The 12,069-nt window shown below is 70.2% G+C and carries 8 protein-coding genes and 1 pseudogene; 6 read left to right on the forward strand and 3 right to left on the reverse strand.

Features of this window, described 5'->3' with window-relative positions; genetic code table 11:
* Positions 1-60 precede the first annotated feature (60 nt).
* The 3 genes from OG599_RS00230 to OG599_RS00240 all read left to right on the forward strand — a co-directional run bounded on the left by OG599_RS00230 (position 61) and on the right by OG599_RS00240 (position 4,008).
* On the forward strand, positions 61-2,850 hold the full coding sequence (locus OG599_RS00230) for a DEAD/DEAH box helicase (protein WP_327173829.1): 2,790 nt from the start codon (positions 61-63) through the stop codon (positions 2,848-2,850).
* A gap of 493 nt (positions 2,851-3,343) precedes the next feature.
* Positions 3,344-3,523: a DUF6233 domain-containing protein gene (locus OG599_RS00235; RefSeq protein ID WP_327173830.1), complete on the forward strand. Its 180-nt coding sequence runs from the start codon at positions 3,344-3,346 to the stop codon at positions 3,521-3,523.
* Positions 3,524-3,768: 245 nt separating this feature from the next.
* Positions 3,769-4,008, forward strand: coding sequence for a hypothetical protein (locus tag OG599_RS00240; RefSeq protein WP_327173831.1), 240 nt, complete (start codon positions 3,769-3,771; stop codon positions 4,006-4,008).
* Positions 4,009-4,331: 323 nt separating this feature from the next.
* Here OG599_RS00240 and OG599_RS00245 read toward each other — a convergent pair whose 3' ends face one another.
* On the reverse strand, positions 4,332-4,622 hold the full coding sequence (locus tag OG599_RS00245; protein WP_327173832.1) for a hypothetical protein: 291 nt from the start codon (positions 4,620-4,622) through the stop codon (positions 4,332-4,334).
* A 245-nt stretch (positions 4,623-4,867) separates the two neighbouring features.
* Between OG599_RS00245 and OG599_RS00250 the strand changes: the two genes are divergently transcribed.
* Positions 4,868-5,080 carry a hypothetical protein gene (locus OG599_RS00250; protein WP_327173833.1) on the forward strand — a complete coding sequence of 71 codons (213 nt, stop codon included), beginning with the start codon at positions 4,868-4,870 and terminating at the stop codon, positions 5,078-5,080.
* On the opposite strand, the gene OG599_RS00255 is transcribed toward OG599_RS00250, so the two are convergent.
* A complete protein-coding gene (locus OG599_RS00255; RefSeq protein ID WP_327173834.1) occupies positions 5,061-7,469 on the reverse strand; it encodes an alpha-L-rhamnosidase-related protein in 2,409 nt (802 codons plus the stop codon). The genes OG599_RS00250 and OG599_RS00255 overlap by 20 nt on opposite strands.
* A gap of 1,160 nt (positions 7,470-8,629) precedes the next feature.
* Here OG599_RS00255 and OG599_RS00260 point away from each other — a divergent pair.
* Both OG599_RS00260 and OG599_RS00265 read left to right on the forward strand, forming a co-directional pair.
* Positions 8,630-10,576, forward strand: a complete 1,947-nt coding sequence (locus OG599_RS00260) for an NAD-binding protein (protein ID WP_327173835.1) — start codon at positions 8,630-8,632, stop codon at positions 10,574-10,576.
* A 173-nt stretch (positions 10,577-10,749) separates the two neighbouring features.
* Positions 10,750-10,998: pseudogene (locus OG599_RS00265) on the forward strand (potassium-transporting ATPase subunit C); the annotation flags it as partial.
* A 12-nt stretch (positions 10,999-11,010) separates the two neighbouring features.
* Here the strand turns inward: OG599_RS00265 and OG599_RS00270 are convergent.
* Positions 11,011-11,964, reverse strand: a complete 954-nt coding sequence (locus OG599_RS00270) for a 5'-nucleotidase (RefSeq protein ID WP_327173836.1) — start codon at positions 11,962-11,964, stop codon at positions 11,011-11,013.
* Between the last annotated feature and the right edge of the window lie 105 nt (positions 11,965-12,069).

Genomic DNA, 12,069 nt, shown 5'->3' on the forward strand with positions numbered 1-12,069 from the left:
TGCTAGATTGTGCAGTGGTTGTACGAGCGTTGGTCATGGTGCAGCGGGGAGCATAGGGGCATGCAGCAGACGACGCCGGCAGAACCGCACGGGATCACCCTGAGGCCGCATCAGGTCGAGGCGGTGGACGCGATCGTGCGGGGACTGTCCCTGCCCCGGGACGGATCGGTGCCCGCGCACGGACTGCGGGGCCAGGTCCACATGGCCACCGGAACGGGCAAGACGGTCACCGCGGCCGTGGCTGCGCTGCGACTGGTCCCGCACGGAACGGTCGGCGTGCTGGTCCCGACGCTGGACCTGCTGACGCAGACGATCGAGGCATGGCGCCGGGCCGGGCACCAGGGTCCGGCCGTCGCCGTGTGCTCCCTCGGGGCCGACCCGCTGCTGGAGGCGCTGGGAGTGCGGTGCACGACCAACCCGACGCAGCTCGCCCTGTGGACCGGCACCGGCGGGCCGATGCTCGTGTTCGCCACGTACGCCTCGCTCGCCGGGCAGGGGCTGGCCGACGACCAGGACGACGACGTCGAGACCCTCGGCGTACTCGAACAGGCGCTGCGCGGCTCGTACGGACAACGTATGGCGCCCTTCGACCTCCTGGTGGTGGATGAGGCCCACCGCACGTCCGGGGACGCCACGAAGGCCTGGGCGGCCGTCCACGACCAGACCCGCATCCCGGCGGAGCGCCGGTTGTACATGACCGCGACCCCGCGCCTGTGGGCGGCGGGCACCGCCGTGCCGGCACCCGGGGACAACGGGAAGACCGGCCCGGACGCCACCCCGCCGAGCGGCAGCGACGTGCTGGGCGGGCGGGTCGTCGCCTCGATGGACGACACCGGACTGTTCGGGCCCGTCCTCCACGAGACCGGCCTCATGGAGAGCGTCGAGCGGGGCATTCTCGCGCGGTTCGAGATCGACGTGCTGGAGATCCGCGACCCCTCACCGCTCAGCGACACGGCGACGGACGAGGAGCGGCGCGGGCGCGGGCTCGCCGCCCTCCAAGCCGCCCTGCTCAAGCACGCGGACGAGTCCGGCGTCCGCTCGTACATGACGTTCCACTCCCGGACCCTGGACGCGATGGCCTTCGCCCGCGCGATGCCGGAGACCGCCGCCAGCCTCCACGCCGCCGACCCGGCCGCCTACCCCGGACGGGTCGGCGCGGACTGGCTCTCCGGCGAGCACCCCGCCGCCCACCGGCGCAGCGTCCTCATCCGGTACGCGGACGGCCTGGACGCCGAGGGGTGGGTGTGCGAGCTGTCCTTCCTCGCCTCCTGTCGGGTCCTGGGCGAGGGCGTCGACATTCGGGGCACGCGCGGCGTCGGCGCGGTCGTCTTCGCGGATTCCCGCTCCTCGCCGGTGGAGATCGTGCAGATCATCGGGCGGGCCCTGCGCCAAGAGCCCGGCGAGGGCAAGGTGAGCAGGATTCTGGTGCCCGTGTTCCTGGAGCCCGGGGAGGACCCCGGCGACATGATGGCGTCCTCCAGCTACCGCGGCCTGGTCGCGATCCTCCAGGGCCTGCGCGCCCACGACGACCGCGTCATCGAGCGCATGGCCCTGCCCACCACCACCGCACGCGGCCAGATCACCTCCGTGCTCGCCCTCGACCCGCAGACCACCGCCGACAACGCGAAGGACGCCGAGGACGGTGAGGACGGCGAGAACGACCACCAGGAGCACGCCCCCGGCGGGAGCGCGGCCGCCGGCGCCGGGGAAGACGACCAGGAGCACCACACGGACGACGACCAGGGTGACGACGCGGCGCCGAATGTGGCTCCCCTCAACACGCCGCTGCTGCGGTTCTCCCTCCCCCGCGACCCCGGGAGCATCGCCCTGTTCCTGCGCACCCGCGTACTCAGGCCCGACTCCGAGGTCTGGCTCACCGGGTACACCGCACTGCGCACCTGGGCCCGCGAACACGGACACGCGGCCGTCCCCGCCGACACCAAGGTGCCTCTCGGCGACGACGGCGACGGCCCTCTCTACGGGCTGGGCACCTGGGTCGGCGAACAGCGCCGCACCTTCCGGGCGGGGACGCTGAAGGCGTGGCGGGCCGAGCTGCTGAACGAGATCGGCATGGTCTGGTCGGTCGGCGACGCACAGTTCTGGACGAACCTCTCCGCCGCCCGCGCCTACTTCGCCGCGATCGGCAGCCTCGCGGCGCCGAGATCCGCGGTGATCGACTCGGTGGCGGTGGGCCAGTGGCTCGCCAATCTCCGCAAGCCGGGCGGCCTCGGCTCCGACCCGGAACGCGCCGCCGAACGGCGCCGGGCACTGGAAGCCATCGACCCCGACTGGAACCCTGACTGGACGATCGACTGGCAACGCCACTACGCCGCCGCCCGTGAACTCCTCACCGAGGAGACCGGCCCCGCCGACCTCCTGCCCGGCGTCAGCGTCCACGGCTGCGACGTCGGGACCTGGGTCGCCGCCCAGCGCCAGCCCAGCACTTGGGCGGCGCTGACGGACCAGCAGCGTGACCGGCTGGAGCAGCTCGGCATCCGCCACGCCCCGGCCGTCGCCCCCGAGACCGCCGAGGCGCCGGCCCGGGTGAGCGCCTTCGAGAAGGGTCTTGCCGCCGTGGCGCAGTACCAGGCCCGGGAAGGACACCTGACCATCCCCCGAACCCACATCGAAACCGTGGTGATCGGCGATCAGGAACACCAGATCCGCGCCGGAGTGTTCCTGACCAACCAGAAGAGCCGCCGGACCAAACTCACCACCGACAAGCTCACCGCCCTCGCCGCCCTCGGACTCAACTGGGCCCAGCGAGTCAGGCCCCCAGACACCAGCCTCCCCAGACCAACACCAACAACTCAGAACAACTCAGCGAGCGGTTCCATCGTCTCCCAGTGACTGAGGTACTCCGTCGCCGCATGCGGGCCGAAACTGCGATTACTGACCCGCCGGGTACGTTCAAGCACAGATCGCACCGGCCTCCTACAGACCGCGAAAACGCCGCAACTCCAACTAGCGATGCGAACCCAAGACCACTCTCGCCGCACTCCACCGACCCCGAACAGGACGACAGAAGACTCGCGCGACACCAACCTCACCGCATCAAGAACGGTGCACTTTCATCCGTACGCGGTGGTGCACGTTCCCTGTACGCCAACACGACGTCGTCCCCGGGCGGGATCTGGTCCTGGGTGAGCACTCGCTGGTGCATGACACGGCAGACTTCGCAACGCGCATGATCTTGGGCCAGTGGGAGGCGACCGGGATCCGTGAGGAGAGGACGGCGTTGCTCGTCGTCCGCGCACTCGCTGAGTCGGCGGCTGCGACGGAACGCGCGGCTGACGGATTCACTACGTAGCGAGGTGCCGCGCCGCCCCTCGGCCTAACCGGTGTGGAGCCGAAGGGGACGACCGGTGACCGCGACTACGCGGTCCTGCACCGGAGCGGCTGCACCCTCGGCCGGCGCGGCGGCTTCATGCCGCGAGAACAGGCCTTCCTCGCGCTGAGCGAGGACTACATCAGGTGCTGCGGGATGTGCGCCCCCGAGACCGGGCTCCGGGGAGACCGGTAGCGCCGAAGGCGGCGGCAGCGGCACCAGTGGCGGTCCGCCGGCGGCGAAACGGCACCGTTCCAGAATTCCGGAACGGGGCCGGCCAGCCCGACGGGCCGGGCGTGAACCGTGCGGGCCGGGAGCTGCTTCGAAGGGTCAAGTGGAGACCCCAGCTACAACGCAGGGTAGGGCGGAGTTGATTCTGGGAGAGGGCACGGTCCGCCCTCTCCCAGAATTCAGGTCAAGGAGAAACCTTCATCGTCTTCATGGCGATTGCCTACGTGACCGCGTGGGTCGTTTTCTCGCTGCTCGGCTTCTGGAAGTTGACCGACCCGAGGCGCCAGATACTGTTGTCCGGCTCCCTGATCGCGGTCGCTGCCGGGGTCACCTTTGGCGTGTTGCGCAGCGCCGGCCTCGGTGCCTTTGTCTTCGGTATCGGCGCGATCGCGGCACTCGTGCGGCTCAGACGCGCGTGGGGCCGGCTGCCCATCGCGCCTCCCCGCTGACTGGCCGTGACCTGGTCCTCCAGTGAGAGTCGACAAGCCGGCCCGCCCGCTGAGCCGACTGCGCCAGGCGGCTTGTCAAGGGCGCCGTGGGGTGGTGACGGCGGGTGGCCGGCGTTGAGGGCGCACTCGCCCAGCCCGCGTACCTGCTCAACCGCCGCCCGGCGCGATGTTCCCCGGGGTGGGTGCAGCCTCCAGTCGGTCCAAGCGCTCGTACAGGGCGCGCACGGTACAGGTGCGGGCCTGAGCGCAGCTCATGGTGCCCTCGGGCAGCGAAAACAGCGTCAAAAGGGCCGAACCAACAGGACCAAGTCGATAAGGGCGCGTCAGCAGGAGCGCCAGGTGCGCATTCCCCAGCGGGTGACGCAGGCGCCGGGATGAATACGGCCGGTCTCGACGGGCCGTTGATGGATGGCGGCAGTGACGTCTCCGGCGCTCTGGCCGACGCGGCAGGCGAAGGCCGCAACACCGAACCCGCCGGTGACAGCCGATCCATAGGGACACTCATCCATGTGATCAGTGCGCTGGATCACGTCGCGGCGGATACCCGCCGAGTCAGTACGGCTCCCGGACACACGGACGTGGCCGCCGGCGGCAAGCCGCACGGTAAAGGCCAAGCGCAGACCCTGACGGGGTGTGGAACGGATTCGCGAGAGCTGGACAACCCGGCGGTCGCGGGCTGTGGCAGCACACTCCACCGGCGGAGGGTCAGCCCCGCAAGCCCCGCCGTGACGGGCTGCCAGCTCCACCGTGGCGGGCCCCATATGGTGGGCGACCGCGCCAGAACACCGACTTCACACCCCTCCCGCTGGTGCCCGCATCCACCATTCGGTGGACACGAGCACCAGCAACCGCAGCCCGGGTGCGCCAGCCGGCCCTCCCCGCCCTCTCCGAGCACGTCAACGACCAGTGGCAGCAGCAGCGCCAACTGCTGGAAGCCGCTCACGCTGTCGGCTCGGGCGAGGAGTTCACCGTCGACGGTGTGACTTGGCCAACGGGCGGCCTCCCGGTACGCGGCGCCAGGCACCCGGTCACGGTGCGCTCCGGCGAGACGGCTACCGACGACCGGCCGTGAAGGTGCGGACCCCCGGCCCCAGGTCCGAGAGGGTGACACGGCCCTCGGTGAACCGGACCGATCGGTCCGACCCACGACGTCCGTTCCAGAGCACCTTGTGTCCCTCGCACACGACCGTCGTGTTCGCGTCACCGGGGAGGGCGAGGGTTCCGCGTGTACCAGCAGGCACCTTCACCGTCACGGTGAAACCGTCTGCGGAGTTCTGCCAGGAGACCATCAACGCACCCCTGGGCGTGGGAAGCTGCCCCTGCGCCCAGGCGACGTCACCGGGATGGGGACGAACCTCCCACGTGGCGTAGCCCGGCGAAGTGGGACGGGCACCGAGAAGTTGATGGGTGAGCGCGGGCAGTACGCCCGTGGACCAGCCGTGCGCCATGCTCGTGTACGCGTCCTCGTACAGGGAACCGTCCGGACCGATGCCTTCCCAGTTCGTGATGCCGGGGTCGTTGCGGTCCATCCAGCCGTAGGTACGGCGAATCTGGTCGAGGGCGGAGTCCGCTCGTCCGGCCTCGAACCTGGCCACGATCTCGGGGTACGACGTGAAGGCGTACACGCGTTGCGACGCACCGTCGAATATCGTGTCGTTGTCCATGAAGGCGTTGCCGTACGGCCGGTGTGTGGTGGCGTCGAGATGGGCGAGTGCCGAGGCGGCACGGGCGGCGTCGGCGACACCCGCGACGACGGCGATCCCGTTGCCGTCTTGGGCGTGCCGCACCGCGCCGGTACCGGAGTCCAGGTAGGCGCCCGCCGCTTCGTCCCACAGGTGCGCGTTGACGGCTTCGGCCACACGAGCCGCCCGGTCCTCCCACCGGGCCGCGTCGTCGGTGTGTCCCAGCCAACGAGCCAGGCCGGCGGCGTTGTTCAGCGCCTGCACGTAGAGGGCGTTGTAGTACGTGATCCTGCCCGTGCGGTTCAGGAAGGCGTAGTCACCGTAGCCGCCGGTGCCGTTGAGGCCCTTGCTGAGCAGTCCGGCGTCGTCGGTGACGCTGGGATACCAGGTGTCCAGGACTTTCAGGAGGTTCGGGTAGTACTGCGCCGCGTAGGCGTGGTCACCGGTGTAGAGCACGTAGTCCCAACTGCACGTCACCCACCACAGCGGATAGTCGAACAGCGGAAGCGTGTAGTCGCTGATCGATGCCGGCGGGATCCAGCCGTCCGTCCGCTGGTGGTCGGCCAGGTCGGCGAGCACGTTGCGTGCGGCGGCCGCGGCTTCGTCGTGGGTCAGGTAGAGGGTACGGGCCGAGACCGCCAGGTCGCCGACGTAGGGGTCCCGGTCGCGCTTCGCGCCGTCGTGCAGGACCAGCCTCCCCTCAAGGGTGGCACTCCACGCGTTGCGAGGGTCGACGTCGTCGCGGCGGAAGGTGTCGGTGACGAGTTCGTTGGTGTAGGACGCCCCGTACCAGTAGCGGTTCAGGTCGTCGTCGGAACACAGGAACCAGCCACGGTACGTGCTCGGCGTGCCCAGGTACGCGGTGAAGTCCACGCTCACGGAGTCGATGCCGACGGTGCCCCATGCCTGTGCGGCGGGCGCGTCCGACGCCAGCGCGTCCAACGTGATCTTGAGATAGCGGAAGCCGTGCAGCCCGTCCGCGAAGACCTTGTCGCCGGCCTGGAAGCCCTTGTGGTCGAGCCACTCGGTGCCCTTGGCGGGCACGGCGAACTGATCGGTGCCATGACCGGCCCCGCCGGCCTGGTCGGAGCGGGTGAAGTCGCTGCGCTCGGTCAGGAACTGCCTGGTCTCGGAGAAGGCCACCCGGACGCCGGGCGAGTTGTCCGAGGCGGAGCTGAAGCGGATGCGCGGATGGCCGACGACGACCTTGCCGAAGTCGACCGTCACACTGGGTGGCTCCTCCACCGCGACGGCCTCGGGCCAGACTTCGTTGACGCGCGTGAACGCACCCTGCGAGGTCTGCTGGACCGCCGTCACCGTGACGCGGACCCGGGAAGCCTGGACCGGGGCCGTGAACGGCACCGCTCGCTGGATGACATCGTTGTCAGAAATGGTGGCTGCAAGACGCCACGAATCGCCGCTCCACACCTCGACGGTGAAGTCGGCGGGCACACCGTCCCTGTTGGACAGCACGGTGATGCCCGACAGTTCGCGCGGCGCGGGAAGCGACACGGTCAGCGTGTCGGGGAAGACGCCTTCGGTGTCGTCGTTCCAGAAGGTGTCCGGGTCGCCGTCCACGGCGTGAGAAGCGTCGTAGGTACGGGGCTGCCCGTCGCTCCCGTTGTTGCCCGCATGCGCCGAGGAGGCCTCCGCCGTGGTGCCGTCGGGCCAGCGGGGAACCGGGGCCGGCTGCGGGCGACGCAGGACGGTGACGGTCCCGCCGGGCTTGAGCAACGCGTCCGGCCTCACGACATCGCCGGTCGAAGCGATGCCGCTCACGGGGCGCACGGTTCGGGACGTGGGCCCCTGGACGTAACGCTGCCAGCCGGTACCACCCCGGGGCGGCCCGGCCACAGGACTCCGGGGGGCGCCACCACTCGACGCCAGCGCCGGAGTCGCGCCCGCGAGAGAGGCTCCGGCGGCCGACAGGGCCACAGCCGCCCCACCGGCCGCGATCACGGAGCGACGGGTGGGGCGGGCGGCAGGGGCGGGCTTCGCGCCGGGTGCGGACTGGATGTCGTTCTCGGACGAGCGGTCCGGTGTCATTACGCCTCGCTTCGTGACGATGCAGACTTTACGATCATGCAGAATGAAACGTTTCATTCCTGATGGGCGTGGCGACGGTACCGCAAAAGCCGGGCAGCGTACAGATCTTGAGCAGCCCACGGAACCCGGATGCCGACCCGGCCGGACCACCGGGTCGTTCGGGGCCGGCACCGCTGATGGGCGACGGCCTTTCGTCCGGCCGTGGTTGAGGCGGTGTCGTTTCCCTCGTCCGCGAAGTCGCCGAAGTACTGTACCGGGTCGACGCCCCGCAGCCGCAGCGTCCGGTTGCCCCGCGCTGCGGCCACGAGCCGGGCGCGGAGACCGTCGAGTGCGCCGCCGCCGACGTGCGCCTGATCCCCGCCCAGGAGCGAGGCGGTGGAGCCGGCCAATCTTCGCGATGGAGCGAGCGGGAAACGTCGGACACGGGCCGGCCACTCACGCGAAGAAGCCCCGTTCCTGCCGTAGCAGGAACGGGGCTTCTTGTGGAGCGCTGGGCAGGCCTTGCACCTGCATTTCCCCGCGGGAAGCGGGGCGTCTTTCCTTGGACGACCAACGCACGGACAACCGCACCGCCGAAAACGATCCGCGCCGTCAAGATCAACTATAGCCTGAACCGCCCGGAGTCCGCACCACCGGCAGAAACGAGCTGCCCGACGTGAGCGGAGAGGAGTCCGCGAAAGCTCCGTGCACGAAGACCACGGGGTCGGGTGACCGCACCCGGTGCGGGGGTCTGACCGAGGACCGAACCGCCGGAGCAGGACGGCCGCGAAGTGCCCGGCGCTGCCCACGAACGGCGGCGGATCTCGGTCAACGACCCTTTCCATACGGAACGTTGACGCCGGACTTCCGGTCGGGCTGGAATCAAACACCGTGGAAACGGCAGGCTGGCGCGTGTGATCACGACTTCTTCAGCCGTCCCGCACGACACCCCGCGTTCGCGGCACATGGTGATCTGCGGCGACGACGGCCTGGCCCGCCGCCTCGCGGTCGAGCTCGACGCGGTGTGCGGAGAGACCGTCACCGTAGTGCTGCCGTCCCGCCACCACGAGCACGGCGGAGAGATCGACGCGCTCCACCAGGATCCCTCCTCCGGCATCGAGCTGTTCGTCGCGGCACGTCCGGACGAGCAGGCGCTCCGCGCGGCGGGGGTCGAACAGGCCGTCGCCCTCGCCCTGACCTACGGCGACGACCAGACCAACATGATGGCGGCCCTGCTCGCCCGGAGCATCAATCCGTCCGTCCGGCTGGTCATCCGGATGTACCACCGTGAACGTGGCCGTCACCTCGAACAGCTTCTGGACCGTGCCGTCCTGGCCCGCCGGAACCGGCCAAACGCTTCGCCCCACGACGCACCGCCCTTCGACCTGCCGCTCGACACGTCGACCACGGTGCTCTCCGACGCCGACACGGCGGTTCCCGAGCTGGTCGCCGCGGCGGCGCTCGGCCACGGTCACACCCTCCAGGTCGCGGGCAAGGTCTTCAGGGGAGTGGTCCGACCGGCCGGAACTCCCCCGCACACGGCGGATCTGGCCACCTTGGCCGTCTTCTCCGGCGCGGACCGGCACGATCCGCGCAGCGAGGACAGCGCGGAGACACCTGGGGACGGGGGGACCCAGCTCCTGCCGGACACCGTCACCGCGTACAACAGCCAGTTCACGCACGGCCGGCTGATGCTGGAGGAGGTGACCGCCGACCGCACGCTGGAGGCTCCGTCGGCCTCGCGTGGAATCGGCGGCTGGCTGCGTGAACGGCTCACCCACCTGCCGTGGAAGGTGTTCGTCTCGCGCGAGATGACCTCCGTATTCGGTGTGCTGGCAGCGGTCGTGGCGCTGCTCTCCCTCGCGACCTACGCGGCCGTCGACGGCATACCCCTGTGGAAAGCGGTGTACCTTCCGCTGCTGGACATCTTCACCATGGGCGATCCCGCCACCGGAGAGCCCCGGGCGCGCAAGTTCCTCCAGCTGATCGCGGGCTTCACCGGCATCGCGATCCTCCCGCTCGTGGTGGCCGCCACCATCAACGCCACCGGCGCCTTCCGCGCCGCGTCGATCAACCACCTGCCCGCCGACGGCCTCAGGGACCACATCGTGCTCGTCGGGCTCGGCAAGGTGGGCACCAGGGTCCTGGTCCGGCTGCGTTCCGCCCATCACCGGGTCGTCGCCGTCGAACGCGATCCGCAGGCCCGGGGCGTCGCGGTGGCCCGGGAGCTCGGTGTGCCCCTGATCCTGGAGGACGCCACCGGTCCCCGCGCCCTGGAGCTCGCCCGGATCGGGCAGAGCGCTTCCTTGCTCGTCCTGACCAGCGACGACAGCGCCAACCTGGACATCGTGATGGCGGCGCGCGAGGCCAACTCGGACGTACGGGCGGTGATGCGGCTGTACGACGACGACTTCGCGGCCACCGTCTCGCTCACCCTGCGCGCCTCCTATCCGGACGCGGTGACCCGGAGTCGGAGCGTCTCGGCGCTCGCCTCGCCGGCGTTCGCCGCCGCGATGATGGGCCGCCACGTCGTGGGTGTGATGCCGGTCGAACGAGGGGTGCTCCTGTTCACCACCGTCGACGTGGCCGGCCATCCGGCGCTGGAGGGCTTCTCCGTCCACGAGGCGTTCGCCCGGAACGAGTGGCGCGTCCTCGCCGTGGGTGCCGCGGTCTCGGGAACGCCCGTCGCCTCCCCCTCCGACACCCTCGGCGGCCAGGACCTCTCCGACCGCTCCGGCTTCGACTGGCGCCCTCCCCACGGGCGCGTCCTGCGGGCCGGGGACCGGGTCGTCCTGGCGACGACCCGGCGCGGACTCGACATCCTCACGCGGGGGGCGCCGACCGCTCCGGACGCCGCCTGACGGACCGTACGGCAACGGGCGGGGCATGCGGCGCCGCGGGCGTGGTCAACGGGGCACCAGGTCCGTGGCGGGCGGCGGGATGGCGCCTCGGACGGGCTAAACGCCCTGCCCTTTCGCACCGGGGCGGCCGCCTTGTCCGCAGCAGGGGCTGTCCCGTAATCCGTGGTGGACCAGCCGTCAGCCCCGACGACGTGCCGGCCGACGCCGTCACCTCCTCCGGCTCCGGCCTCGACCCGGACATCTCCCCGGAATACGCCGAGCTCCAGATCCGCCGCGTCGCCGAGCAGAACCACCTCGGCGTCGACCAGGTGACCAAGCTCGTCGACGACCACACCAGCGGACGCATCCTCGGCTTCATCGGGGAACCCCGCGTCAACGTCCTCCAGCTCAACATCGCGCTGAAGAAGCTCATCGGGCGGTGACGGGGCCTGCGGTCAGGCGGGGCGGCGGTCGGCCTCGGCGACCTCGTTGATCTTCCCGAACGGGACGTGCACGCTGGGCGTCGTCCGCGAGGTGCTGACCAGGTGGGTCTCCTGATCGTCGAAGAAGATGTGCGGCCTGAGGATCTTCATGATCTCGCCCTTGTCGATGCCGCCGAGGAAGAAGGCGTCGTTGACCCTCAGGCCCCACTCCTTCAGGCTGGTGACCGCGCGCTCGTGGGCAGGCGCGTTCCGCGCGGTGACGATGGAGACGTGGAGACGGATCCGGTAGTCGGGATTCCTCCCGCGTTCCTCCTCCTCGCGCTGCTGGATGCGGTTCACGCCGGCGAGGAATTCCTTGAGCGGCCCGGCATCGTGCGGGATCGCGGCGTTCCTCGTCTCGTGGGCGCGGAACTCTTCGATTCCGCCCGCCTGGTACACCTGCTCCGACTCGTCGCCCGCGAGTACGCCGTCGAAGTCGAAGGAGATGCGCAGGTCGTCGTCGTCCAAGTCGTCCTCGTGCGGTGCACCCAGGACGTGTCCGGCCGCCAGACCGGAGGAGACGGCCTCGCGGACGTCCTGCTCGTTCGCCGACAGGAACAGCGACATGTTGAGCGCGGGCATGAAGTTGTACGGTGATCGGCCCTGCCGGAAGATGGCCCGGCTTATCGGCAGCCCGTGGGACGCTATGGAGCGCATGACCCGCAGGCCGGTGTCGGGGTCGTTGCGGGACAGGACGATGACCTCCACCAGAGGGTCGTCGGCCGCGTTCAGGTTGTTCAGTGACAGCAGACGCCGGATGAACGGGAACGCCACTCCCGGGCGGAGTTCGTCGTCCCGGTGCTCTTCCTGGTAGTCGCGGTAGCCCTTCTCGCCCTGCTCGCGGAAGATGGCGCCCGACTCGGTCAGGTCGAAGAGAGCGCTGGACGCGATTCCGACGACGAGCCGGTTCGAAAGTTCGTAGCCCACAGCAACCCCTTGGTCGGCCCACTCCTCATGTCGTCGCATCTTCGCACCGTGGGTTTTCCGCTGGTGCCGACGGGTGGCTGCCGGACGGTTCGGGCGCGGGCGGGC

This window comes from Streptomyces sp. NBC_01335 (genome assembly GCF_035953295.1).
In the GTDB taxonomy this organism is placed as follows: domain Bacteria; phylum Actinomycetota; class Actinomycetes; order Streptomycetales; family Streptomycetaceae; genus Streptomyces.